The organism is Vibrio sp. JZG120 (assembly GCF_053890955.1).
Genome location: NZ_JBSRRK010000016.1, coordinates 1 through 24673, shown reverse-complemented (window position 1 = coordinate 24673; position 24673 = coordinate 1). Strand labels below are relative to the sequence as shown.

The 24673-nt window shown below is 45.2% G+C and carries 22 protein-coding genes and 2 tRNA genes; 13 read left to right on the top strand and 11 right to left on the bottom strand.

The window, feature by feature from the left end; genetic code table 11:
• The first annotated feature begins 298 nt into the window (after positions 1 to 298).
• Both ACWPOD_RS21275 and ACWPOD_RS21270 read left to right on the top strand, forming a co-directional pair.
• Positions 299 to 3028: a heavy metal translocating P-type ATPase gene (locus tag ACWPOD_RS21275; protein ID WP_104971373.1), complete on the top strand. Its 2730-nt coding sequence runs from the start codon at positions 299 to 301 to the stop codon at positions 3026 to 3028.
• 21 nt (positions 3029 to 3049) lie between these two features.
• Positions 3050 to 3499, top strand: a complete 450-nt coding sequence (locus ACWPOD_RS21270; RefSeq protein ID WP_167426820.1) for a DUF411 domain-containing protein — start codon at positions 3050 to 3052, stop codon at positions 3497 to 3499.
• Positions 3500 to 3554: 55 nt separating this feature from the next.
• On the opposite strand, the gene ACWPOD_RS21265 is transcribed toward ACWPOD_RS21270, so the two are convergent.
• Together ACWPOD_RS21265 and ACWPOD_RS21260 are read right to left on the bottom strand one after the other, a co-directional pair.
• Positions 3555 to 4247: an oligogalacturonate-specific porin KdgM family protein gene (locus ACWPOD_RS21265; protein WP_005382004.1), complete on the bottom strand. Its 693-nt coding sequence runs from the start codon at positions 4245 to 4247 to the stop codon at positions 3555 to 3557.
• A 438-nt stretch (positions 4248 to 4685) separates the two neighbouring features.
• Positions 4686 to 7337 (bottom strand): beta-N-acetylhexosaminidase, encoded by a 2652-nt coding sequence (locus ACWPOD_RS21260; protein WP_456232194.1) that lies wholly within the window; start codon positions 7335 to 7337, stop codon positions 4686 to 4688.
• A 495-nt stretch (positions 7338 to 7832) separates the two neighbouring features.
• Here ACWPOD_RS21260 and ACWPOD_RS21255 point away from each other — a divergent pair, with 495 nt between their 5' ends.
• Positions 7833 to 8705 (top strand): TraB/GumN family protein, encoded by an 873-nt coding sequence (locus tag ACWPOD_RS21255; RefSeq protein WP_006743037.1) that lies wholly within the window; start codon positions 7833 to 7835, stop codon positions 8703 to 8705.
• 127 nt (positions 8706 to 8832) lie between these two features.
• The gene (locus ACWPOD_RS21250) at positions 8833 to 9255 is read left to right on the top strand and encodes a hypothetical protein (protein WP_048626110.1); all 423 of its coding nucleotides are present in this window, start codon (positions 8833 to 8835) and stop codon (positions 9253 to 9255) included.
• A 303-nt stretch (positions 9256 to 9558) separates the two neighbouring features.
• Here ACWPOD_RS21250 and ACWPOD_RS21245 read toward each other — a convergent pair.
• Positions 9559 to 9635: transfer RNA gene (locus ACWPOD_RS21245), tRNA-Pro, on the bottom strand.
• Positions 9636 to 9895: 260 nt separating this feature from the next.
• On the opposite strand from ACWPOD_RS21245, the gene ACWPOD_RS21240 reads away from it, so the two are divergent.
• The 3 genes from ACWPOD_RS21240 (at position 9896) to rluF (ending at position 12003) form a co-directional block, all read left to right on the top strand.
• Positions 9896 to 10036 (top strand): DUF3149 domain-containing protein, encoded by a 141-nt coding sequence (locus tag ACWPOD_RS21240; protein WP_005382236.1) that lies wholly within the window; start codon positions 9896 to 9898, stop codon positions 10034 to 10036.
• Positions 10037 to 10168: 132 nt separating this feature from the next.
• Positions 10169 to 10750 (top strand): DNA endonuclease SmrA, encoded by a 582-nt coding sequence (smrA, locus tag ACWPOD_RS21235; protein ID WP_456232193.1) that lies wholly within the window; start codon positions 10169 to 10171, stop codon positions 10748 to 10750.
• 95 nt (positions 10751 to 10845) lie between these two features.
• Positions 10846 to 12003 carry a 23S rRNA pseudouridine(2604) synthase RluF gene (gene rluF, locus ACWPOD_RS21230; RefSeq protein WP_237308554.1) on the top strand — a complete coding sequence of 386 codons (1158 nt, stop codon included), beginning with the start codon at positions 10846 to 10848 and terminating at the stop codon, positions 12001 to 12003.
• Between the two features lie 64 nt (positions 12004 to 12067).
• On the opposite strand, the gene ybaK is transcribed toward rluF, so the two are convergent.
• From ybaK to hemA, 8 genes are all read right to left on the bottom strand, one after another.
• Positions 12068 to 12541 (bottom strand): Cys-tRNA(Pro) deacylase, encoded by a 474-nt coding sequence (gene ybaK, locus ACWPOD_RS21225; protein ID WP_456232192.1) that lies wholly within the window; start codon positions 12539 to 12541, stop codon positions 12068 to 12070.
• Between the two features lie 102 nt (positions 12542 to 12643).
• Positions 12644 to 14326: a bifunctional UDP-sugar hydrolase/5'-nucleotidase UshA gene (gene ushA / locus ACWPOD_RS21220; protein ID WP_182037320.1), complete on the bottom strand. Its 1683-nt coding sequence runs from the start codon at positions 14324 to 14326 to the stop codon at positions 12644 to 12646.
• A gap of 151 nt (positions 14327 to 14477) precedes the next feature.
• Positions 14478 to 15329 carry a 3-deoxy-8-phosphooctulonate synthase gene (gene kdsA, locus ACWPOD_RS21215; RefSeq protein ID WP_005384095.1) on the bottom strand — a complete coding sequence of 284 codons (852 nt, stop codon included), beginning with the start codon at positions 15327 to 15329 and terminating at the stop codon, positions 14478 to 14480.
• A gap of 53 nt (positions 15330 to 15382) precedes the next feature.
• Positions 15383 to 16192 (bottom strand): SirB1 family protein, encoded by an 810-nt coding sequence (locus ACWPOD_RS21210; protein WP_456232191.1) that lies wholly within the window; start codon positions 16190 to 16192, stop codon positions 15383 to 15385.
• A gap of 6 nt (positions 16193 to 16198) precedes the next feature.
• Positions 16199 to 16582, bottom strand: a complete 384-nt coding sequence (locus tag ACWPOD_RS21205; protein ID WP_005382225.1) for a SirB2 family protein — start codon at positions 16580 to 16582, stop codon at positions 16199 to 16201.
• 40 nt (positions 16583 to 16622) lie between these two features.
• The gene (prmC, locus tag ACWPOD_RS21200) at positions 16623 to 17477 is read right to left on the bottom strand and encodes a peptide chain release factor N(5)-glutamine methyltransferase (RefSeq protein WP_074190989.1); all 855 of its coding nucleotides are present in this window, start codon (positions 17475 to 17477) and stop codon (positions 16623 to 16625) included.
• Between the two features lie 3 nt (positions 17478 to 17480).
• Complete coding sequence (gene prfA, locus ACWPOD_RS21195) at positions 17481 to 18569, bottom strand: peptide chain release factor 1 (RefSeq protein WP_006743330.1); 1089 nt, start codon at positions 18567 to 18569, stop codon at positions 17481 to 17483.
• Between the two features lie 29 nt (positions 18570 to 18598).
• The gene (gene hemA / locus ACWPOD_RS21190) at positions 18599 to 19855 is read right to left on the bottom strand and encodes a glutamyl-tRNA reductase (RefSeq protein WP_005384104.1); all 1257 of its coding nucleotides are present in this window, start codon (positions 19853 to 19855) and stop codon (positions 18599 to 18601) included.
• Between the two features lie 161 nt (positions 19856 to 20016).
• Between hemA and lolB the strand changes: the two genes are divergently transcribed.
• From lolB to ACWPOD_RS21160, 6 genes are all read left to right on the top strand, one after another.
• A complete protein-coding gene (lolB, locus tag ACWPOD_RS21185) occupies positions 20017 to 20628 on the top strand; it encodes a lipoprotein insertase outer membrane protein LolB (protein WP_005393172.1) in 612 nt (203 codons plus the stop codon).
• On the top strand, positions 20625 to 21497 hold the full coding sequence (ispE, locus tag ACWPOD_RS21180; protein WP_182035018.1) for a 4-(cytidine 5'-diphospho)-2-C-methyl-D-erythritol kinase: 873 nt from the start codon (positions 20625 to 20627) through the stop codon (positions 21495 to 21497). The genes lolB and ispE overlap by 4 nt, the downstream gene beginning before the upstream one ends.
• A gap of 27 nt (positions 21498 to 21524) precedes the next feature.
• Complete coding sequence (locus ACWPOD_RS21175) at positions 21525 to 22469, top strand: ribose-phosphate pyrophosphokinase (RefSeq protein ID WP_005393176.1); 945 nt, start codon at positions 21525 to 21527, stop codon at positions 22467 to 22469.
• 151 nt (positions 22470 to 22620) lie between these two features.
• Positions 22621 to 23211 (top strand): aminoacyl-tRNA hydrolase, encoded by a 591-nt coding sequence (pth, locus tag ACWPOD_RS21170; protein WP_005384112.1) that lies wholly within the window; start codon positions 22621 to 22623, stop codon positions 23209 to 23211.
• 10 nt (positions 23212 to 23221) lie between these two features.
• Positions 23222 to 24313, top strand: a complete 1092-nt coding sequence (gene ychF / locus ACWPOD_RS21165; protein ID WP_005393178.1) for a redox-regulated ATPase YchF — start codon at positions 23222 to 23224, stop codon at positions 24311 to 24313.
• Positions 24314 to 24597: 284 nt separating this feature from the next.
• Positions 24598 to 24671, top strand: a tRNA-Met gene (locus tag ACWPOD_RS21160).
• The last annotated feature ends 2 nt before the right edge of the window (positions 24672 to 24673 follow it).

Sequence of the window (24673 nt, the reverse complement as noted above, 5' to 3'; positions counted from 1 at the left end):
AAAATCAAAAACTTAAATTTAAATATAAAAAATCAAAAACGTTAAAAGCACTTTTTGACACTGAACTGACATTGAGAGCATCTCAAAAGCGTGAGCGACTTCATTCATCTTTTAGGTGTTTTAACGGAACTTTATATTCAGAGAGAAAAAACCTTGAGATCACTCGCAAGTAAAATGGCGGTGAACTTGTGTGATTCAAGCGATTTTGACGAAATTGTTGTGAGCCCAAAATGGGTATTGACCTTACCCTTGCAGGAAGGTTTAAGCTCAATGTATCACTATTATTGAGGTGCAGATTATGTATCAGTTTGTTATACCTTTATCAGGGCTCAACTGCATGGGCTGTGCGAGAAAAGTTGAGAAGGCTTTACATGCGAATCACGATGTAGAGATCCTCACTTTGTCCCCAACGCAAGTAGAGGTCAAAACCGAGTCCTCGCTTAAAGAGCTTGTTTCATCAATTGAATCTCTTGGTTACCAAGCAGGAAATCAGTACGAGTTAAACCTTTCAGGCTTAAGCTGTGGCGGCTGCGTGAAAAAACTCTCGTCTTTATTAGACTCTCATCAAGACGTTATTTCTTTCGAGGCTTCAACAACGCACTTAGAGATTCGTACCCTACTCTCCGAGCAACAAGTCATTGAGCTAGTTGCCAGCTTGGGCTATACGGCCAACAATAGCGCTGTTACTGATAACTCAGTTGCTGAAGAGCACAAGGCAATCACTCCCGATCAACGCCAAAGCCAGACATATCAAAGCGAAAAAGGCGACCAAGCAGCGCCTGACGAGCAACCAGCAGGCACGGCTCAGCTACAGATGTTGATTCAAGGTATGACCTGTGCAAGCTGTGTCGCATCAGTAGAAAAAGCCCTGACTAATGTACAAGGGGTTGAAAAAGCTCAGGTAAACCTCGCAGAACAAAGCGCACTGGTGTTTGTGACTGAAGACTCAGATTCGTTACATCAATCTATTTTGCAATCTGTCAAACAAGCGGGTTACCAAGGCGAGGTTTTACAAGACGCCGCGACACAGCAAGAAAAGCAAGCGCAGCAACAACGTCAACAGCAAAAACGCTTTAAGTTGGATGCAATTGCCGGCCTTGTTGTGGGTGCCCCTTTGATGATTTGGGGTGTTGCTGGTGGCAACATGATGATTCGCAACACCAATGACCAATTGGTTTGGGGCGCGATCGGTATTGTGTGTTTGCTGCTGCTTGCCACTGCCGGAAAACTGTTCTTTAGTAACGCTTGGTTAGCGGCCACTCACAAGCGCGCCACGATGGATACCTTAGTTGCGCTCGGTACTGGCGCAGCGTGGTTCTATTCTATGCTTGTGGTAATTTTCCCAGATTGGTTCCCAATGGCATCTCGTCATGTTTACTTCGAAGCCAGCGCGATGATCATTGGTTTGATTTCACTTGGCCACTATATAGAAGCCAAAGCGAAAGCAAACACAACGCGCTCGCTTCAGGCTTTGGTGAACTTACAGCCTCAACAAGCGACCGTCATCACTGAGCAAGGTGATAAACAAATCGCGGTAGAAGAAATCACTTTAGGAATGAAGTTACGTATCAAGCCGGGAGAGAAAGTGCCCGTCGACGGTACGGTAATCAATGGTGAATCGTATATCGATGAGTCCATGCTAACAGGTGAGCCCGTTCCTGTATTAAAAGCACAAGAGGCACATGTATCCGCAGGCACATTGAATACCGACGGCTCTCTCACTATAGAGGCTACCGGAATCGGCGCAAATACGATGCTCGCACGTATTATTCGTATGGTGCGCAGCGCTCAGAGCAGCAAGCCCGCCATCGCTAAATTGGCAGACCAGATTTCATCGGTGTTTGTCCCTGTCGTTGTAGGCATAGCAATACTGGCCGCGCTTGTTTGGTTTGCCGTTGGCCCAGAGCCAAAAGCGAGCTATATGCTGGTGGTCACCACAACCGTACTTATCATCGCCTGCCCTTGTGCTCTAGGCTTAGCAACCCCACTTTCTGTTACGGTGGGAGTGGGTAAAGCCGCAGAACTCGGCATTTTGATCAAAGATGCTGATGCCCTGCAGCTAGCGAGTAAAATAGATACGGTTGTGTTCGATAAAACAGGCACGCTTACCCAAGGTAAACCAAGTGTGCAGCAAGTGTTTACTCACACCACCAGCCAAGAAGAGCTGTTGGGGTTAGCGTACGCCGCCGAGCGTCAGTCAGAGCACCCACTAGCAAAAGCGGTATGCGACTTTGCTAATCAGCACGACACACAAGAAGTGACTCTCGATAAATTTGAAAACGTTCGCGGACGCGGCATTTTGGCAACGTATCAAGGTAAACCGCTGCTTATTGGCTCGCTTCAATTTATGCAAGCGGAAAACGTTGCAACAGAGGCTCTTCAGGATGCAATTGACGAATGCGCTCAGAACGCATGGACTCCGGTTGCCGTTGCGCTCGATGGTGAGTTAGTCGGCCTGATCGCCATTGCTGACCCAATCAAATCGGATGCAAAACAAGCGCTCTCTGCATTAAAATCGCAAGGCATCAAAACGGTAATGCTGACGGGTGACAACCAACACGTAGCCAACGCTATCGGTCAAGAACTTGGTATTGATGAAGTAATCGCTCAAGTAATGCCAGATGAGAAAGCTCAGCACATTGAGCAACTTCAATCCCAAGGCCATGTTGTGGCAATGGTTGGGGATGGCATTAACGACGCCCCTGCTCTCGCGTTAGCCAACCTTGGTATTGCAATGGGTAGCGGCAGTGATGTCGCCATTGAAAGTTCGCAAATGACCATCCTGAACACGTCACCAATGGCGGTGGTACATGCGATTGAACTGTCGCGCGCTACACTTAAAAACATGAAGCAAAACCTATTTGGTGCCTTCGTTTATAACTCACTGGGGATCCCTGTTGCCGCAGGCGTACTTTATCCTGCATTTGGATTTTTGCTCAGCCCAGTTGTCGCAGGTGCGGCAATGGCGCTGTCATCTATTACTGTCGTTAGTAATGCAAATCGACTACGACTTTTTTCAGTAAAATAACCACTTATATTTGAGGCTATTATGAAGTTGAAATTATTGACCTTTGCAATGCTTGCGACCGCATCCGCCAACGTATTGGCAGCTGATGTCATTAACCACAAATCGCCATACTGCGGCTGCTGTGGTGAATGGACAAAACACATGGAAGAGAACGGATTTACGGTCGAAGAGAAATTGCACGATGACATGAACGCCATAAAACGCGAGCTAGGCATCAAGAACGAACAGCTTTACTCTTGCCACACAGCAGAAATCAACGGTTATGTGTTCGAAGGTCACATTCCAGCCGAAGACATTAAAGCATTCTTAGAAAATCCACCACGTAACGCAAAAGGGCTCTCGGTACCGGGCATGCCAATGGGTTCCCCTGGTATGGAGTATGGCGATAAAAAAGACAGCTACACTGTTTACGCGTTTAACGAAAAAGGCCAAGTGTTCGAATATAGCCACCACGAAGGCAACGACAAATAACAAGAAAGCCCAGCAAATCAATTGCTGGGCTTTTTCTTAATAGACAAATATAAGATTAGAAGCCGTAAGAGGCACCAAATACAAACGCATTGTTAACTAGGCTATCACCACTTGCGTTTTCTGCACCGTGTGCTTGGCTACGGAACTCAAAGTAAGGCTGAACACCTTTACGTGTCCACGTTGCGCGAAGCTCGTGGTCCATCGTTTCCGCTTCAATCATGTAGACGTTGTTGTAGCTTAGCGTCACATCTTCATTCATCACGTAACCAATACGGTTATCCATACGGTAATCTGTATCCGCATCTGCGTCTGTCGCATCAATATGCGCACGAGTACGGTTACTTAGCGAGATACCGTTATCGAAGTTGTAACCGATCTTAACCAATGGACGGTACTGTACGTTCTCGCCAGCAGAGAACAAGTGTTGGTAACCCGCTGCAACCCATAAATGATCGGTAATGTTAAATGACTGCTCACCACCCACAGTGATTGCTGGTGTTGTGTTACCCGCGCCACCGTTTTCTGTTTCCAGTTTACCCAACTGAATACCATCAAATTCGGTGTAAACCGTAAAGCCGCCGAATTGGTTATCAAAAGTATGACCAGCTTCCAGTGTAGACGTAACGTCCGAACCATGGATTCGACCATCATCGTGGAATTGAACGTTACCCGTTACGTAAGAAGAACCAGCAAAAGCGCTAGAAGCGAAAGCGAGAGAAAGAGCACTCAGTGCAAAAATGTTTTTCATAATTACTGCCTTTATTTATTCACGTTATGCGACGGTTTTAAAGGGCTTCTCTTCCCTTTTATCGCAAACTTTGGAATGTGCCTCCTTGGCGATCGCAATATTGTTCCAATTAATTCGCGATGAAAAATAAAACATTTTAAAAAGTGATCTTGTTCAAACCGACGCTCAACAACCCTGATAAAAGTATGGTAAATACAGGCACTTACCGTATTTTTCTATAATGATTCAAAAAATAGAAGTGTGATCATAAACAGGTAATTTGTTGATATTTAGCAGATTAAGTCGATCCAGTTCACAATAACCCTGACCATTACAAGCTAAAACTTATTTATCAATGAAAAATAATTAGACATTGGTCACACTTAATTTCCCCTAAAAATAAAGAAACCCTCAACATAACATTGAGGGTTTGCTTAAATTTAGCTGAGAGGATTAAGGTTATTTCACGCTAGTTACTCGGCTTGCTCTTTCCCCTGTCGCCGATACAGATCGGATAAACACTTCTCCTTTCACACTTGGACGAGCATTGTCTGCGTAAGTCAGCCAGTTTTGACCGTCTAACGAGTATTGCAGTTCAACGCCAGGGAACTGAACGTTCATAGCTAGCTTGCCGTTTTCTACTTTCGCACCAGGAATTGGAAGGCGGTAGTCGATACCAGATTTTTCTAGCTTAGCCAGTTCACGTTGGCCAAGTACGTTCGCAAAGCGGTTGTAGTCTTGGTTTAGCGATGCTTTATCAACTAGGTTAGAGTTTTGCGAGTACTCAACACCGACTTTGTAGTCATTCTCCCAATCTGCACGGTGCCATGCACGCTCTGCGGCTGCGAGTACGCGAGGAAATACCATGTACTCGTATTGCTCGTCGTTACGTACTGTCTCAGACCAAAGCTGTGCTGATAGACCGTAGAAAGGTTTCGCTTCGATTTCACCTTTACCAGTAAAGCCGTTGCCATCGCGGTCTACAGAGGTTTCTGCGTTCTGAGGCATGTTCTCTGGTGCAAAGCCAAACATCTTACGCGTATCGGTTGCACGTGTTGCCCAGTAGTAACCACGCTCTTTCGGATCAACTTCGTATGGCATGTCCATGTACACATAGTCAGGGTTAGAAACGATCACGTCGTAACCTTTCTCAGACCACTCGTACACTGATGATGTACCACCCCAGTAAAGAACGTCCCAGAAGTTAACACGCGTATTTTCTGTTGCGAATGCTTTCTCACCTTCGCTGTATTTCAAACCATCTTGCCATGCTTGGAAGTTTGGAATGCCTTTCTCAGCAACTAATTTTGATACTTCTTGTGCAAAATGACTCGGTAGGTGAGCAAAATCGCTCACTGTGCCTTCTGCGATTAACGCCTGACATTGTGGAGATTGCGCGAATGGCTTGTCTTGTTTAGACAGGTCAATCGTACCTTTCCAGCTTACTTTGTCTTCAGCGTTCACATCTTGGAAACCAGCACCTAGCTTGATGTTCTTCGCTTCGTCACCACCAAAGTGCCATGTTGTTAGCGGCGTACCCGCTTCTTGGTGCATTGCTGCTACTTCTGAAATCACTTTATCAACAAAGCGAGTGGAAGATTCCATACATGGGTTGATGAAGCTTTGCTTGTTGTAGAACTGAACCGTCGTTACGTTCGATGTATCTTGAGGATCCATCAGGCGGTATTCGTTCGCTTCAGCTTCCTTACCTTCTTCCATCAGGCGGTCGTAACGTGCTTCCATTGATACTACCGCTGCACGCGCGTGTGCTGGCATATCGATTTCGGGAATGACTTCAATGTTCCGCGCTTTCGCGTATTTCAAGATTTCCACATAGTCTGTTTTACTGAAGTAGCCAGAGCCAAAGTTGTCTGTCGTTGGACCGGAACCAAGCTGAGGCAGTACGCAGCTTTTCTCTTGTGTATCGAAACAACGATTAGCGCCAACCTCTGTCAACTCAGGTAGGCCTGGGATTTCCAAACGCCAGCCTTCATCATCGGTTAGGTGAAGGTGAAGTTTGTTCATCTTGTACGCTGCCATTTGGTCTAGCGTTGCAAGAATTGCGTCTTTAGAGTGGAAGTTACGAGCCACATCCACCATCACACCACGGTAATCAAAACGAGGCGCGTCTTTAATAGACAGTTGTGGTAGAGAATCAGCATTTTGGCTATCTACCAGGCCAAAGATAGATTGTACTGCATAGAAAGCACCTGCTTGGTCAAACGCTTTAATCGCAATACCGTCGCCTTTGATGCTCATTTCGTAAGCACCAGATTTTGCTAATTCACCGGTGAAGTCTGCAGGAACAACAGTGATGCTTACAGGAAGATCACCACGAACGTCCACACCTACCACTTCTGCACGATCTTGAATTGCTGCGAATTGAGTCGCATCGAATGCGTCTTTAGGCAGCGCAATACCCGCCGCGATATCGACTGTACCTTTGCCTGCTTCAACCGACATTGGCGTTGGTAGTAACGTGGTTGATACATCTTGTTTTGCTAGATCTTCGTTCTTCTCGAAGCGAGACACAGCGTTTGCAAATACGTTGTTGTCATCTGGCGTACGTTTTAGGTTGTTACCCTCAAGGCCAGTCACGAAAGACGCAACGTCTTCTGTGTTAAGAGAAGCGATCATCTTAGGTTCTGCGTTTGGTGCAGCCACGAAAGCGCCTGGCATAAAGTCGGTTTCAAATAACTGCCAGTATTCGCCAATTAGTGGAAGTACCACTTCTTCGCCCGCCGCAAAGCCATCAAACTTATCTGTTGGTTCCAGTTTGTGTAGGTCGCCCGTTACACGAGAAATTTTGAACTGATCATTATCTACATCCAAAATCAGACGAATGCTGTGGAAGTAGATAGCCCAATCTTTTGAGTTAACCGCTTCACCTTGGTTAACTAGCGTCATGTTCACCTTGTTACAAGAAGCCCACTCAGCTCCTAAATCCTGACAAGCAAGACCTTCGTTTGCACCGTGGTTAGTCAACACTTGGTATTGAATATCAAGGTTATTAGCCAGTGAATTTACAACTTGTTGCTCAGAGCTTTGCAGAGCAGAGCAACCTGCTAATGTGGTGATAACAGAAACAGCAATCAGACTAGGTTTAAACATCTTACTTCCCCAAAAAAGTCAGTGGTTCAAAACGACAACGATAAACATCGCGGCTCCTCAAATGCGAGGGGCCTAACAGTTGCATTCAACATACAACCAGTTATTTCTAAGCGTAAAATAAATAGAAATAGGAAGTGATCTAGTTCAAAAAATGATACTCAGCAAAAACCATAAAAACTTAACTTTCATGAAGTTACAAGCTACGTCAAAATCGAACAACTTGTTTTGACGAGTTTGCTGCGATCTAGGTCACTCATATTCATGAGTTACGACTGATTTTGTAAGATTTGGATCACGCCTAATTATTTTGTGAACCATTAGTAAGCGAATGACCTATTTATCTTTCGTGAAGTGACTCTCATTTATTCGTCGTCAAAACTCGTCAATATTTTTAGAAATGACGATTTTGTCGAATATCCCCACTAGAGAAATTGCACTTAACCTCAAGCATTTTTGCGTATAAAGTTTAAAGGTATCTTACCTGAGGACCATTCTATGTTTCGTCTCTTGACACTCATATCATCCCTACTTGTTGCCTTTGCTCCCTTTTCCTCTTATGCAGAACCGCAACATTGGTTAGCAAAAAAAGGGGAAACCGAGCTGATGATCATTGGCTCTGTGCATGTGGGCGATAAAACGATGTACCCGCTCCCTAAAACTATTACTCAACACTTAAGCCAAAGCGCTGGGTTGATTATCGAAGCAGATGTCAGAAACTCTGAAGGCTTGGTTTACCCACAAACAACCATTCTTTCTAAAGATGTTTTAGACAAGGCTCAACGTCGCCACTTAGTCGAGATAGCACAAGATTTAGGGTTGCCAGAAACTCAACTTTTGAATTCTCCACCATGGACGGCTGCATTAACCATCCAACTCGCTTTAGTCAACAAACTGGGGTATGTCTCTGATAAAGGGGTCGACATGCACTTAATAGGACTCGCTGATAAAAAACAAATCCCGGTCATTCCACTGGAGTCCGTGCAATTCCAAATTGATTTAATAGCAGGTCAATCAGAAGGCGGTAAAGAGATGCTCCTCTCGTCAATTGAAGAATATGACGGTGGGGAAGAATTGGTTCAGTGTTTGATAGAAAGCTGGAAGAGCGGTGATGGTAGTATGTTGGTCGAGGCATCATTAACCGATCAAGCAACAGAAGATTTTAATCAGGCTTTCTTATATGAGCGCAATCGAGATTGGGCAAAAAAACTTGATACTGGCAGTGTCCTACCTCAACGTTCGGGTCGCTATACCGTTGTTGTCGGCAGTTTGCATCTAGTTGGTAAAGATAATCTGATTGAGCTGCTTAAAAAAAGGGGCTTTGACATAAAACCACTCGGTAAAACCCGCCAAGCTAGGTGCCATATTTAGAAATTTATTTGAAGGCAGCCAGCCTCATCAATGATGAATAGCAAGGCATCACGCTAACACGATCACTGACAATGGTTTACTCCTCTGCTAAAACGACTCTAACCTATGTGGATACATAATAACTCATATGAAATTTAAAGCTTTATTCCTATGCGTGAGCAGTATGATGCTCACTTCATCGCTTGCTTATGCTAAACCGTCATGTAACGTAGAAAATTTTCAAGCTATTGATATAACCCCGGAAGCAAAAGGCGGGGTACTAGATAAAGAGAGTGGCCAGTTTCTTATTACCGAAAAACCAATGATGCGTTGTGCGAACATCACTTTTTCCACTAACCATACCCGAAATCGCGTCGCACATATGATGAATCAAGGCTTTGAAGCTGTTTACTTTGATGGAAGCTCGAGCAAATCTCACTCTGTCACGTTTGATGAAGACGAACTAAAAGCAGGTTACATCAAAGTTGGTCCAAACCATCCAAAGACCGCTTATGTTTGCTTCACAACTTCTGAAACCCCTATCAGCACTATCTCGTGTGACATCAAGTAATAAATTTACTCGCTCTAAAAAATGAAAAGGCCCTACATCTCTGTAGAGCCTTCCTCTCAATACGTGTCGGTGAAGTGCCATATTCTAACGTCAGATGAACCCATTTGGCTCGATACTATTGAAGTCTAAAATTACTAGCGCTAAAAACGACGAAAGCCTGCTCATTGAGCAGGCTTTCTAAAAGTGGTCGGTGAAGTAGGGATTCGATTGGACTGGCATTCCAGACCCCGACCCTCTGGCTCCAAATAAATATCACCAAATACGAAAAAGGCTCTACATTTCTGTAGAGCCTTTTTCTCAATATGGTCGGTGAAGAGGGATTCGAACCCCCGACCCTCTGGTCCCAAACCAGATGCGCTACCAAACTGCGCTATTCACCGAGATGTTTAACTGAGGACTTGTCCCCGTCAACGAATGCGTATATTACGGATTCTGAACTGTGACGCAAGTGCTTTTTACAAAAAAAACTTAGGTCTTAATTCGTTTGATGAATAACTGAACACTAGCACGTAAAATGTGACTGATAACTCACAACAAAATACAGTTTATTAACCTTAGCAACATAATTGATCCAGATCAGTGTGCAACAAGGCACTGCCATTTAGTTTTATGCCTGTCGGGAACATCTTGGAGGAAACGTATGGACTTTTGGCTTGATCTCCTATTTGGTAATGCAGTGGGTCTATCGTCAATGATAGTAATCTTTGGGGCAATTGGTCTGATGTTATTTTACGGCGGTTTCTTCATATACAAGATCATGAACGACAAATCTCCTCACTAGATCTCGCTTAGCTCTAGAAACGCTTTGCACCGGAGTCGGTTACTTGCCTACTCCGGTTTTTTATTTGATCTCAATGCACCACTCATTGATATAATCCTATTATTCCTCCCTGTTCTTAATGAGATTACTACTATGTCTCACGATGACGATTTTGATCTGTTCCAACAGATGATGGGCGATGTAAAGCCGATCACTCAAGACACCGCCGAACACAAAAAAGTACACCAAGTAACCGAAGCGCAGCTCGCCAAGAGAGAAGCGGCAATCTGGCTAACAGAAGATGACCTAGAATACCTGTCACTTGATCACGCAGAGATGCTAAAACCAGAGGACTTTGTTGAGTTTAAACGTGATGGCGTACAAGACGGGGTTTACCGCAAGCTTCGTCTTGGCAAATACCCAATCCAAGCACGCCTAGATCTGCATCGTAAAACATTGAAAGAAGCTCGTGATGAAGTCGTAAAGTTTTTAAAACAGTGCCTATCAATGGACATACGAACGGTCGTTATTGTCCACGGCCGAGGAGAACGCTCAAATCCACCAGCACTAATGAAAAGCTTTGTTAGCAGCTGGCTACAACAAATCAGGGAAGTTCAGTGCGTGCATAGTGCGCAACGCTTTCACGGTGGAACCGGAGCCGTTTACGTTCTACTTAGAAAAAGTGCGGAAAAGAAATTAGAAACTCGCGAACGTCACCAAAAACGGTTGGGCTAAATTTCACCCTAATGCTAGAATGCCCGCCCTTATTCTTCCTTCCCTTTCACGGGAAGGAAACTTCATTCGCCGTTGTGAAACGTTAGGAGACAAAAATGTCACAAGACAACGCTAAACGATTAAATAAATTCATCAGTGAAACGGGCTTTTGTTCACGCCGTGAGGCAGACAGACTAATTGAACAAGGTCGTGTCACCATTAATGGAAACAAGCCTGAAATGGGAACAAAAGTGCTACCTGGTGATGATGTTTGTGTGGATGGTAAGCCAGTTGCAGCAAAAGAGAAGCCGATTTATATCGCTCTCAATAAACCAACAGGCATCACCTGTACAACAGAACGAGATGTACCTGGAAACATCGTTGATTTTATCGGTCACAAAAAACGTATCTTTCCGATCGGCCGCTTGGATAAACCCTCTGATGGTCTGATTTTTTTGACCAACGATGGCGATATCGTCAACAAAATCCTCCGTGCTGGCAACAGCCACGAAAAAGAGTACGTTGTGCGCGTGGACAAACCGATTACAGGTGAGTTTCTCAAACAGATGTCGAGCGGCGTTAAAATTCTCGATACCGTCACTCTACCTTGTAAGGTAACGAAAGAGACTAAGTTCTCTTTCCGTATTGTGCTCACTCAAGGACTTAACCGCCAAATCCGTCGTATGTGTGAAGCACTAGGTTACGAAGTCTTTAAGCTTCGTCGTGTTCGAATCATGAATATCTCTCTTGACGGTATTCCGAACGGAAAATGGCGTTACTTAACTGACGATGAAGTCGCTGAGATTCTTGCTATGTGCGATGGTTCGGTGGGTACAGAAGAGGCATCAAAAACAGACTCTAGAGGTCGTAATATTCGTAAAGCGACTGATGCGAAGCTGTTTGATAGCCGTGAAGAAAATCAAGACTCTACTGCTCGTCGTAACCAGAAGACAAGAACTTTCCGTGGTAACAATGCTGATGAATTCCGTCATGCACCAAACTCGAAAAAAGGTCAACAAAAGCGTCGTCAGCGTGACGATGAAGGCGGACGTCCAGCTAAAGAACATTACAAAGTGAAACCACAAGGTGAACGTAGCAGACCGCAAGGCGAGCATGGAAAATCGCACCGTAAACCAGATGCATCGAGCAATAAGCACTCAGTAAACAAGCCTCAATCACCGAGTAAGCCTAAGCAGCATTACATGAACCCAAATGCCGCGAAGCCAAGCAAACCAGCTCAACGCACCGGTGGTACATTGAGTCTGAAGAAGTAACGCTTCACTAACAGGCAAGATCAAAAAAGGACGCTCATGAGCGTCCTTTTTATTTGTCATGAGTTTACAAACAAAGAGGTGCAAACTGACCGCGAGTTAAGCTCAGCAAATCTCTCGGGGCTAACTCGATTTCTAAACCACGTTTACCTGCACTCACACAGATGGTGTCTTGCTCTGCTGCGCTTTCGTGCAAAAAAGTAGGTAAAGCTTTCTTCTGCCCCAGTGGGCTAATCCCACCAACAACATAACCTGTGGTCTTTTGCGCGATTTCCGGATCAGCCATATCGGCCTTTTTGCCCTTCGCTGCTTTCGCTGCCAGTTTTAGGTTCAGCTTTTGATCAGCAGGGATAATCGCAACCGCAAGGTTCTTTGGCTCGCCGTTCAAGCAGAACAGCAAGGTTTTAAATACTGTTTTCGGATCCTGCCCCAGTACTTCAGCAGCCTCCAAGCCATAACTATCGGCTCTAGGGTCGTGCTCATACTGATGAATCGTGTGTGGAATTTTTTTCTTTTTCGCAAGATTAATGGCCGGAGTCATCAAGATTCTCCTCATAAAAACAAAAAGCGCAGATTGAATTGGATCTGCGCTTTTAGTTAATGATATCAGCGAGTTTGAGTCAATCGCTTTTTATCTGTTGGGTTACTGATCAATCGCCGTATCAACTAAATACGTGATTTCACCTGAAGGGGCATACTCATTAACATCAATAGGGCTGTGTGTTTCTAAATAATCCTTCAAAACCTCAGCATCGGTAAAACCTGTATTTACATACCCTGGATGATCGTCGATTTTAGGGTAACCATCACCACCAGCGGCATTATAGCTTGGTACGGTAAAGCGGTAATTACCATCTAAGCGAAGTTGTTTATTCCCAATGAACACATTGGTTACCTCACCATTATTGATACTCATCGCAATACCCGCAAACTGCGCGTAAGCTCCAGAGTCGACAGGCTTAGTTGCAACGACATTTAGGTAATCCAATACTTCTTTGCCCGTCATATCAACGTAAGAGACCATATTGCCAAATGGCTGAACAGTCAGCACATCTTTGTAGGTAATGTCACCTGCTGCAATCGAATCACGAACGCCGCCAGAATTCATTACGGCGAAATCTGCTTTTGCACGTTCCATATGAGCCGTTGCAATCAATCGACCTAAGTTAGTTTGCTGGTAACGCACCACATTGCGGTCACCCTCAAGCTTACCGTTAGATTCTGCAATCTTCACGTTTAGCTTGCCCTGACCTTTTTCTTGATAAGGACGAAGAAACTCAAGCATCGCTTCGTCTTGTTCAATCTCTTCTTGGATCAAAACTCGTTGCGACTGACCATCAACTTTAATTTTCTTTTTCAAGTTTACTGGGATCAGATCGTAGCTCACCATCGAGAGTTCACCATTACGAAACTCGTAATCGGCGCGTCCCACATATTTCCCCCACTCATGTGCCTGAACAATATAAGCACCATTTTGTTGATCAGGCTGACATTCATCACCCGGTTGAAAGCTCTTTTTGATGACGTTTGGACCTTCCATGCAAACCGGCTCTTGTGAGTGACCACCAACAATCATATCCAGATCACCTTCATTCAAATAACGAGCTAACGCTACATCACCAGGTGCATTGATGCCTCTATTGCCATTCTCATAGTGTCCCATATGTGTGACAGCAAAAATAAGGTCTGGGTACTCCGTTTCTTTCAGCTCAGCAATTAGGTTCTTGGCTTCTTCTTTTGGGTCACGGAAGTCAATTTGTTCAATGAATTCAGGGTTGCCAAGTTTCGCTGTATCTTCGGTTGTAAGACCAATTACTGCAATCTTAATACCCTGTTTTTTAAACATCGCGTACGGTTGGAATAGGCGCTTGCCAGTATTTTTATCGTAAATATTGGCAGACAACATCGGAAAACTTGCCCACTCTTGCTGCTTGAAAAGCACATCCAATGGATTATCAAACTCATGATTACCTAGCGCCATCGCATCGTAACCAATTTTGCTCATGCCTTTAAAATCTGGCTCGGCATCTTGTAAATCAGACTCAGGTACTCCAGTGTTGATGTCTCCACCAGAAAGCAGTAACACACTGCCCCCCTCTGCTTGTATTTCTTCACGCAAATCATCTATTAACGTTTTACGTGCCGCCATACCGTACTCGCCGTATCGATTTTGCCAAAAACGACCGTGATGATCGTTAGTGTGTAGCACGGTCAATTTATAGGTTGTATCTGCATTCCATTCTGGTGCAGGTTGCGTAGCACACCCAGCTAACGAGGCCAAAATAGCGGCACTCAACGCAGTTTTAATAATCAGACGCTGCTTCATTTATTTACCTTTTTTCTTATTGGGAGTCACTGATGCACATTCCCAGCGGCCTAGAGCCTTTACAGCAAGAAGCTGAGAATGATGCGCCATCTGATAAAAAAATAGCCAACACGAGGTTGGCTATTGCATTTGATCACCAGTCATCTGGCGTTTACTTGATATCGATATCTGCAAAGCTCTTGATCAGATCATCAAGAGATTTCATTTGCGCTAGGAACGGTTCTAACTTGTCTAGCGGCAGTGCAGATGGGCCATCACAGCGTGCTTGGTCTGGGTTTGGATGCGCCTCGATAAATAGACCTGCGATGCCTGTTGCTAGACCCGCTTTCGCAAGTTCAACTGTCTGCTCACGACGACCGCCAGATGCCGCACCTGACGGATCACGCATCTGTAGTGAGTGCGTTACGTCAAAGATGATTGGGCTGCCTTTCGATGCATTTTTCATCACACCAAAGCCAAGCATGTCTACGACTAGGTTATCGTAACCGTGACATGAGCCGCGCTCACATAGGATGATCTTGTCGTTACCACATTCCGCGAACTTCTCAACGATGTTACCCACTTGACCTGGGCTCATAAATTGAGGTTTCTTCACGTTGATAACCGCACCTGTTTTTGCCATTGCTTCAACAAGGTCAGTTTGACGAGCTAGGAATGCAGGAAGCTGAATAACGTCTACCACATCCGCGACAGGTTGAGCTTGCGCTTCAGTGTGAACGTCAGTGATGATCTTCACACCAAATGTGTCTTTTAGCTCTTGGAAGATTTTCATACCTTCTTCAAGGCCTGGGCCACGGTATGAATGAACAGAACTGCGGTTTGCTTTGTCAAACGACGCCTTAAATACGTAAGGAATGCCAAGTTTTTCCGTTACTTTTACGTAGTGCTCACAGATCTGCATCGCAAGATCACGAGACTCAAGAACGTTCATGCCTGCAAATAGGGTGAATGGCTTGTCGTTAGCAACCTGAATGTCGCCGATATTAACGATTTTCTGTTCCATTTTGATTCTCTTTTTCTGTCCACGATACGCCACAGTTCGGCACATCGATAAAATTAGTGAAGTGTGACGTGCGTTTCACTCATCACATTAACTTGTGATTTTAGTAGCTCAGAAGCCGGATCGTCAGGGCATTGGTCAATAAAGTACTGAAAATCTGACACCGCTACTTGAGGGCACTCTAGCTGTTGGAAAATAAAACCACGGTCACGAATCTCGTATGGGTCATCTGGCACAAAGGTTAACGCAAGGTTCGTACAACGCAACGCCAGCGTGTAGTGCTCTTCACGTAACATCGCGCTTTTGATCAACGCTAACCAGCGACCAATAATGGTTGGATTGTCAGCTTCTTCAAAGTGTTCTGGCTTTAACTGAGCCAACGGCCCTTCTTGCCCAATAAGCCAAGCTTGGAGAATTCTTTCCCCCACATACTCACCATTAAATGGGTTAATGTAGTCTGGCTTTTTATGCATCCAATCGACTTTTAGCAGAAACTGAGTAGGGAAAGTGACTCCCTTCAACGGGAAACCCAGCTTTTTACCTAGATATAATAAAATCGAACCTAAACTAACTGGGATACCTTTTCGGCGCTCCAACACTTTATCGATAAAGCTGTTGTCCGAAATAAAGTATTCCTGCTCGTCGCCTTTGAATCCCCACTCATGGAAAAACAGTCGTAGGAATGCATCAAATCGCTGCTCTTCATCGGTTTCATGAACCAGCGTGGCTTCTGCATCTTTGTAAAAACGCTCTAACTCTTGTTTCGCCCAATGTACTTTGGTTTCTGGGTTGATCGCTTTGTTTAGCTCAAGCGCACCTTCCACCAACGGTATATTGTCAAAATCTTCGTCAAAAAACTCTAACATGACGTCTTATCCAAATAACGTAGGGCTCTTAGACACAGCAATATTCGCAGCCATGACCAACCAACCTAATGCGCCGAAAAAGCCAAATATCTTCAGTAGGTTGTTTTTCGCAAGCTTCAACGAGAAGAAACCGAGTGCAATGTACGCCAGTACGCAGGTGATTTTGTTTGTTAACCACGGTGCGGCATCAGTAAACGGGATGAAACCAGTAATGAAAATAAGCGCGATACCTGACACTAGCAATGCAGTATCAACGATGTGGGGAAACACTTTCAAAAAGCGATTATTTCGCTTCGGTGAGTTCATCATCATTAACACGAATCGGATCGATAATAGTGTCGCGCTGAGCGCAATCGTCACTAAGTGTATGTGTTTTAGAGCTACGTACATTTTTCTTCTCTTTTTAGTTAGTGTTTGCTGACTTCCGTGATTAACAGGCAAAACAACCGAGCGTTACTCGATCGTTACCGCCGTAATCTTTTTCCGTGGCAACTTGTTGGTAACCAAAACCACGCATTATCTCACGTACGGCATCACCCTGATCATAACCATGTTCGAATGCCAGCCAACCGCCCACTTCAAGATACTGACGAGCAAGATCCGAGATATGGCGGATATCGGCTAAACCATTCTCCTTAGCAACTAATGCAGATTTTGGCTCAAAGCGCACATCACCTTGGGATAAATGTGGATCTTTTTCATCAATATACGGCGGATTGGAGACAATTAAAGCAAACTTCGTACCCTCTGCAATAGGCTCGAACCAACTGCCTTGAGCAAAGGTCACATTTTTGATGTTTAGCTGCTCAGCATTGTACTCTGCAAGTGCTTTCGCTTCTTGCTTGAGATCTACGCCCATCACTTGACGTTTTGGCATTTCAGATGCGAGTGCGATAGCAATTGCCCCCGTCCCCGTTCCAAGATCTAAAATAGGTCCTGTTTGCTCATAGGTCTTATCGAGTGCAACTTCGACCAAACGTTCTGTATCCGGTCTTGGGATCAAGGTGGAGGGAGAAACTTTGAACGGTAGAGACCAAAACTCTCGTTCACCAATAATATAAGCGACGGGTTCACCAGTTAAACGTCGTTCAAGTAGAGCGTCGAATTTTGCTTGTTGCTCTGCTTCTAATGCTTTTTCTGGCCAGGTCAGTAGATAAGTTCGTGGTTTGCCAAGGATATGGCAGAGGAGTACAGCTGCATCGAGAGAAGGCGACTCTTTGCCGCCTTCTGCCAGTTTCGCCGTCGCACTTTTCAGTGCTTGCTCAATTGATTGAACTTGGCTCATCGATTAGCCGTTCTCTGCGAGCGCCGCAAGTTGGTCTGCTTGGTGCTCTTGAATCACAGGATCAATCAAGCTCTGCAGGTCACCTTCCATCACTTCGTTCAAACGGTAGATGGTCAGGTTGATGCGGTGATCAGACACACGACCTTGTGGGTAGTTGTATGTACGAATACGGTCACTACGGTCACCAGAACCTAGAAGGTTACGACGTGTATCAGACACTTCTGCGGCACGACGCTCTTCTTCCGCTTGAACGATACGAGCAGCAAGAACCGCCATCGCTTTCGCTTTGTTCTTGTGCTGTGAACGCTCGTCCTGACACTCTACCACCGTACCCGTTGGTAAGTGGGTAATACGGATTGCAGAATCCGTGGTGTTAACGTGCTGACCACCCGCGCCAGATGCACGGAACGTATCGATTTTCAGGTCTGCTGCTTTGATTTCTGGCAGATCCGCCTCTGGGATTTCCGCCATCACCGCTACGGTACATGCAGAAGTATGCACACGGCCTTGGGATTCAGTTGCAGGAACACGCTGTACACGGTGACCGCCAGACTCAAACTTCAGTACGCCGTACGCACCGTCGCCGCTCACTTTTGCGATCATCTCTTTGTAACCACCGTGTTCAGCTTCGTTTGAAGACATCACTTCGATGCGCCAGCCACGCTTTTCTGCGTACTTGCTGTACATACGGAATAAGTCACCCGCGAAAATACCCGCTTCGTCGCCACCCGCACCTGCGCGAATTTCTAGGAAACAGTTACGATCATCGTTCGGATCTTTTGGCAGAAGAAGAATCTGTAGCTCATCAGTAAGACGCTCAATAGTCGCTTTCGCTTCTTTGATTTCTTCTTGCGCCATTTCACGCATTTCTTCGTCGTCTTCGTTTGCCATCTCTTCAGCGGCGACAAGATCTTCTTGCGCTTGTTGATAAGCTTGGAAGCACTTGGTTACTTCTTCTAGCTGAGAGTACTCTCTTGATAGAGCACGGAATTTGTCCTGATCTCCAATAACATCAGGATCACCAAGAAGATGTTGAACTTCTTCGTAACGTTCTACTAGCGTTTCTAGCTTAGTCAGAATAGAGGCTTTCATAGTGTCGTTTTCTTAATAAAAAGCGTGAGTTATAGATCATCCAAGCCAAGTGTTTGGCGGATAATCGTTAATTTTGCTGGTTCGCCTTGCTCTGCTGCACTTTGCAATGCGCGAGTTGGAGCGTGAATCAGTTTGTTGGTGAGTTTATTACTCAGCTCGCGCAGCACTTTCTCCGGATCTGCGCCTGCCGCTAAAGATTGCAAACTTTTGCTCAGTAACTCTTCACGAATTTCGTTGGCTGATTTGCGATAGTCGCGAATACTATCGACGGCTTGCAGTGAACGCAACCATGTCATAAACGCAGCGCTTTCTTCACTAACAATCGCTTCGGCTTGAATCGCTTCGACTTTACGCTGCTCAATGTTGCTGTCGATGATAGATTGCAAGTCATCAACCGAATACAAATATGCGTCGTTCAGTTCACCGACTTCCGACTCTACATCTCGCGGCACCGCAATATCGACTAACAAGATAGGTTGATGTCGGCGCTGCTTCAGAGCCGTTTCGACCATACCTTTGCCAATAATAGGCAATGGGCTCGCCGTTGAGCTAATCACGATATCCGCTTTCGCCAAATGTTCAGGAATTTCGTTCAAACTGATCACTTCTGCGCCAAATTGATCCGCTAAGCCTTGCGCACGCTCTTTAGTGCGGTTCGCGACAATCATTTTTGTGCAGCCGTTGGATGCTAAATGCTTTGCGACCAGTTCAATCGTCTCTCCCGCACCAACCAAAAGCACGGTTGAATCAGATAACGACTCAAAAATATGTTTTGCCAATGTACATGCGGCATAAGCCACGGACACAGCATTACCGCCGATATCTGTTTCTGTTCTCACACGCTTGGCGACTGAGAACGTCTTTTGAAACAGTTTATCAATTGAAGCATCGACGGCTTGATGATCTCGCGAGTCAGAAAATGCTTGTTTTACCTGCCCCAAAATTTGAGGCTCACCCAACACCAGAGAATCTAGCCCGCATGATACGCGCATCAAATGCTTAATTGCGGCTTGTTCTTCATGCACATACAAACTCGGCATTAAATCTTCGCGGCTCACTTGATGAAACTGAGCAAGCCAATCGATTAACTTATTTCGCGCTCCTTGCTTAACATCGCAGTACAACTCAGTTCGGTTACAGGTTGAAACAATCACACTGCCGTTAACCGCTTCGTGCTCTCTAAGTTGCTCGAGTGCAGGGCCGAGTTTATCCGGACCAAACGCCACCTTCTCTCGCAAGTCGACAGACGCTGTATTGTGATTGATTCCAATAGCAAGCAAGGACATCTAACGTGGTATCTCTGGGATAGGTTATAAAATAGGTCCAGAATTTTACTGTAAGCACGCATTTATTGAAAGGGTAAGCCGGATTTGTTTTCCTAACTGCGACTTTTCAATGCTATAGTTGTGAGCGATTCCCGACGAAACTGATTAATAAGCCATCAAACATGACGTTACGCTCCTTTATTCTTTTTTTCTTGTCGAGCTTACTGCTCGCTGGTTGTTCCTCCGTTCCTGAAAGTGTTACCAGCGTTGAATGGCAAGCTCATGAGCAACGACTCGAGACCATCCAAGATTTTCAAGCAACGGGAAAACTTGGTTATATTGGCCCAGACCAAAGACAAAATTTAAATTTCTACTGGAAACATTCTTCAGCACTAAGCCAGTTGCGTTTAACTACGATTCTCGGACAAACGGCATTAAAGCTCACCATCACCCCACAAGGTGCCACAGTAGAAACTTACGACGATCAGGTCCTTTCCTCTCGCAGTGCAAACCAGCTAATTTACCGTCTTACGGGGTTAATGATGCCCGTTGAACACATGCCTGACTGGCTATTAGGCCTACCGACCGATGCCGACAAATTCCAATTGTCCCCAACCAATACACTGCAAGCGTTAAACAAACAAATTGGTTTAAATGATTGGCGTATTGCTTATCAACGGTATGGCGATGTTCAATGGCATGAGCAGTCTCTACCACTGCCAAATAAGCTGAAACTCACCACTGCTGACGTCAAAATAAATCTAGTGATCACAAAATGGAACATCACCCAATGATCGAACTTTCAACCCGCTGGCCATCACCAGCGAAATTGAATCTCTTTCTATACATCAACGGTCGCACAGAAAATGGCTACCACGAGTTACAAACCTTATTCCAATTCGTCGATCACGGCGATGAACTGACCATAAAAGCCAACGAGTCTGGCGAGATCACCATTTCCCCTGAAATCGAAGGCGTTCCGCGAAAAGACAACCTAATATGGAAAGCAGCAACCGCGCTTCAAGCTTACTCAAACTGCCCTTTTGGCGCGCATATTGAGCTACAGAAAGTGCTGCCTATGGGTGGGGGCATTGGTGGGGGCTCATCGAACGCGGCTACAGCACTAGTGGCACTGAACTATTTGTGGCAACTGAATCTAACTGACGATGAACTGGCTGAAATTGGTTTAAAGTTGGGCGCAGACGTGCCCGTATTTGTGCGCGGATTTGCAGCTTTCGCTGAAGGTGTTGGCGAGAAACTCTCCCCCGCTTATCCAGAAGAAAAGTGGTATTTAGTCGTCAGACCGAATGTTTCTATCGCAACCGTCGACGTTTTTTGTCATCCAGATCTAACGCGAAACACCCCAAAACGAGATCTAGAAACACTTTTAAATACGCCAAGCGTAAACGATTGCGAAAAAATTGTACGAATGCTCTACCCAGAGGTTGATAAGCAACTTTCTTGGCTGCTACAATACGCGCCGTCAAGATTGACGGGGACAGGATCTTGCGTTTTTGCTGAATTTTCGAGCAAATCTGAAGCAGAAACTATCCTTGCACAACTCTCTGATAAAGTCTCGGCATTTGTCGCTCAAGGGCGCAATATTTCGCCATTAAAAGAGACTTTGGCTGAATACCAATCAGCCTCACACCGACCTATTTAAACTGGACGCAAACCCGAGGTTTCCACCGTGCCTGATATGAAGCTATTTGCTGGTAACGCAACACCTGAACTAGCCCAACGTATTGCTGATCGTCTTTACATCTCTCTTGGTGATGCATCTGTTTCTCGCTTTTCTGATGGCGAAGTTGCAGTTCAAATCAATGAGAATGTTCGTGGTAGCGATGTTTTCATCATTCAATCCACTTGTGCACCGACTAACGACAACCTAATGGAATTGGTTGTTATGATTGATGCAATGCGCCGTGCTTCAGCAGGCCGTATCACTGCAGTTATCCCTTACTTCGGCTACGCTCGCCAAGACCGTCGTGTACGTTCTGCGCGTGTGCCAATTACTGCAAAAGTTGTTGCTGATTTCCTATCTAACGTTGGTGTTGACCGCGTTCTAACTATCGACCTACACGCAGAGCAAATTCAAGGCTTCTTCGATGTACCTGTAGACAACATCTTCGGCACGCCAGTGCTACTTGAAGATATGCAGGCTCGCGGTCTAGATAACCCTGTTGTGGTATCTCCTGACCTAGGTGGCGTTGTTCGTGCTCGCGCAACAGCAAAAGCACTAGGCGACATCGACATCGCAATCGTAGATAAGCGTCGTCCACGTGCAAACGTTTCTGAAGTAATGAACCTAATCGGTGATGTTGAAGGTCGTGACTGTGTGATCGTTGATGACATGATCGACACAGGTGGCACACTATGTAAAGCAGCTGAAGCACTAAAAGAGCGCGGTGCTAAGCGTGTATTCGCTTACGCTACTCACGCTGTATTCTCAGGCAACGCTGCGGACAACATCAAGAACTCAGTTCTTGACCAAGTTATCGTAACTGACTCTATCTCTCTATCTAAAGAGATGGCTGCAACAGGCAAAGTGACAACACTAAGCCTATCTCGCATGCTAGCTGAAGCGATTCGTCGTATCAGTAACGAAGAGTCAATCTCTGCAATGTTCAACTAATCCGAACATTTCAGTTACACTGATTTCAAAAGCACCCCTCTTTGGGGTGTTTTTTTATTTGTACTGATAACCAGAAAATCCCTTGGTCGCCCACTGCGAGAATTCTGTGCTATCATACTGCGCTTTTTGAGATTCCAGAGAGATCCTAACCTTGAGTCAACAAATCAAACTTCTTGTTGGTCTTGCTAATCCAGGACCAGAATACGCCAGAACTCGTCACAATGCGGGCGCTTGGGTTGTAGAAGAATTAGCACGCGTTCACAACGTTACACTGAAGAACGAACCAAAGTTTTTTGGTCTAACAGGACGCATTATGGTCAATGGCCAGGATCTCCGTTTGCTTATCCCAACCACCTTCATGAATCTATCAGGTAAATCGATCGCAGCGCTTGCGAAATTTTATCAAATTAAACCTGAAGAGATCATGGTCGCTCATGACGAGCTAGACTTACCGCCAGGTGTCGCTAAGTTTAAAAAAGGTGGGGGTCACGGTGGACACAACGGTCTGCGTGACACCATTAGCAAACTGGGCAATAACAAAGATTTTTATCGTCTTCGCATTGGCATTGGTCATCCGGGACACAAAGATAAAGTGGCGGGTTTTGTATTAGGTAAAGCGCCAGCTAAAGAGCAAGAGCTTTTAGATGCAGCAGCTGATGAGGCTGTTCGTTGTCTAGATATCCTGATTAAGGATGGCCTATCTAAAGCACAAAATCGCCTCCACACGTTCAAAGCTGAATAAGGTTACTATCATGGGTTTTAAATGTGGCATCGTTGGTCTACCTAACGTAGGTAAATCAACTCTGTTCAACGCACTAACTAAAGCGGGTATCGAAGCAGCAAACTTCCCGTTCTGTACCATTGAACCAAACACTGGTGTGGTTCCTGTGCCAGATCTACGTCTAGACGCACTAGCTAAGATCGTTAACCCACAGAGAGTTCTTCCAACGACGATGGAGTTCGTGGACATCGCTGGTCTTGTTGCTGGTGCATCACGTGGTGAAGGTTTAGGTAACAAATTCCTAGCTAACATCCGTGAAACAGACGCGATTGGCCACGTTGTACGTTGTTTTGAAAACGAAAACATTGTTCATGTTTCAGGTAAAGTTTCACCTATCGAAGATATCGAAGTGATCAACCTTGAACTTGCAATGGCTGACCTTGATTCTTGTGAGCGCGCGATTCAACGTAACGCGAAGAAGGCAAAAGGCGGCGATAAAGACGCAAAATTTGAACTAACAGTACTAGAAAAACTGTTACCAGTACTAACTGAAGGCGGCATGGCACGCACAGTTGAGCTATCTAAAGAAGAGTTAGCAGCAATCGGCTACCTAAACTTCCTTACACTGAAGCCAACTATGTACATTGCAAACGTAAACGAAGATGGTTTCGAAAATAACCCATATCTAGATGCGGTTCGCGAGTTCGCAGAAAAAGAAAACAACGTCGTTGTACCTGTATGTGCAGCTATCGAATCTGAACTATCTGAACTAGAAGATGAAGATCGCGAAGAATTCCTAGCGGATATGGGGATCGAAGAACCGGGGCTGAACCGTGTTATTCGCTCTGGTTACGAGCTACTGACTCTACACACCTACTTCACGGCAGGTGTTAAAGAAGTACGTGCGTGGACAATCCCTGTTGGTGCAACTGCGCCTCAGGCGGCAGGTAAGATCCACACTGACTTCGAGAAAGGCTTTATTCGTGCAGAAGTAGTCGGTTACGACGATTTCATCCAATTCAATGGTGAAAATGGCGCAAAAGACGCAGGTAAATGGCGTCTAGAAGGTAAAGACTACATCGTAAAAGATGGTGATGTTGTACACTTCCGCTTCAATGTTTAATTAAATGAATGAATTTTAAACACTTCATTCACACTAAAAGCCAGCTGCTAAGCTGGCTTTTTTAATACCTTAAGTAAATGAGCAAAAATAAATCACCTAACTGCGAGCTAATTTATTTCCAGTTTTAGATCATAAACACGCCTCTTTGTTTAAAAAGGAAGCGAACGAGGTTTTTTCCGAAATTTATTAAAAAAAACTGTTGACGGATCTCACTCAACTTCGCATAATGCGCGCCGTTCCCAACGACAAGGCAACAAAGCGTTGAGAGCAAAAAATATGGTTTTGGCTACGTAGCTCAGCTGGTTAGAGCACATCACTCATAATGATGGGGTCACAGGTTCGAATCCCGTCGTAGCCACC

Bases quoted from the DNA above. Each gene is read 5' to 3' on its own strand.
- ACWPOD_RS21205 (WP_005382225.1), bottom strand. From the start codon at position 16,582: ATGTACGTAGCTCTAAAACACATACACTTAGTGACGATTGCGCTCAGC.
- ACWPOD_RS21250 (WP_048626110.1), top strand. From the start codon at position 8,833: ATGAAATTTAAAGCTTTATTCCTATGCGTGAGCAGTATGATGCTCACT.
- ispE (WP_182035018.1), top strand. From the start codon at position 20,625: ATGATCGAACTTTCAACCCGCTGGCCATCACCAGCGAAATTGAATCTC.
- ACWPOD_RS21255 (WP_006743037.1), top strand. From the start codon at position 7,833: ATGTTTCGTCTCTTGACACTCATATCATCCCTACTTGTTGCCTTTGCT.
- hemA (WP_005384104.1), bottom strand. From the start codon at position 19,855: ATGTCCTTGCTTGCTATTGGAATCAATCACAATACAGCGTCTGTCGAC.
- ACWPOD_RS21275 (WP_104971373.1), top strand. From the start codon at position 299: ATGTATCAGTTTGTTATACCTTTATCAGGGCTCAACTGCATGGGCTGT.
- ACWPOD_RS21270 (WP_167426820.1), top strand. From the start codon at position 3,050: ATGAAGTTGAAATTATTGACCTTTGCAATGCTTGCGACCGCATCCGCC.
- smrA (WP_456232193.1), top strand. From the start codon at position 10,169: ATGTCTCACGATGACGATTTTGATCTGTTCCAACAGATGATGGGCGAT.
- prfA (WP_006743330.1), bottom strand. From the start codon at position 18,569: ATGAAAGCCTCTATTCTGACTAAGCTAGAAACGCTAGTAGAACGTTAC.
- kdsA (WP_005384095.1), bottom strand. From the start codon at position 15,329: ATGGAACAGAAAATCGTTAATATCGGCGACATTCAGGTTGCTAACGAC.
- ACWPOD_RS21265 (WP_005382004.1), bottom strand. From the start codon at position 4,247: ATGAAAAACATTTTTGCACTGAGTGCTCTTTCTCTCGCTTTCGCTTCT.
- lolB (WP_005393172.1), top strand. From the start codon at position 20,017: ATGACGTTACGCTCCTTTATTCTTTTTTTCTTGTCGAGCTTACTGCTC.
- ychF (WP_005393178.1), top strand. From the start codon at position 23,222: ATGGGTTTTAAATGTGGCATCGTTGGTCTACCTAACGTAGGTAAATCA.
- ACWPOD_RS21260 (WP_456232194.1), bottom strand. From the start codon at position 7,337: ATGTTTAAACCTAGTCTGATTGCTGTTTCTGTTATCACCACATTAGCA.
- ACWPOD_RS21210 (WP_456232191.1), bottom strand. From the start codon at position 16,192: ATGTTAGAGTTTTTTGACGAAGATTTTGACAATATACCGTTGGTGGAA.
- prmC (WP_074190989.1), bottom strand. From the start codon at position 17,477: ATGAGCCAAGTTCAATCAATTGAGCAAGCACTGAAAAGTGCGACGGCG.
- ybaK (WP_456232192.1), bottom strand. From the start codon at position 12,541: ATGACTCCGGCCATTAATCTTGCGAAAAAGAAAAAAATTCCACACACG.
- ACWPOD_RS21240 (WP_005382236.1), top strand. From the start codon at position 9,896: ATGGACTTTTGGCTTGATCTCCTATTTGGTAATGCAGTGGGTCTATCG.
- rluF (WP_237308554.1), top strand. From the start codon at position 10,846: ATGTCACAAGACAACGCTAAACGATTAAATAAATTCATCAGTGAAACG.
- ushA (WP_182037320.1), bottom strand. From the start codon at position 14,326: ATGAAGCAGCGTCTGATTATTAAAACTGCGTTGAGTGCCGCTATTTTG.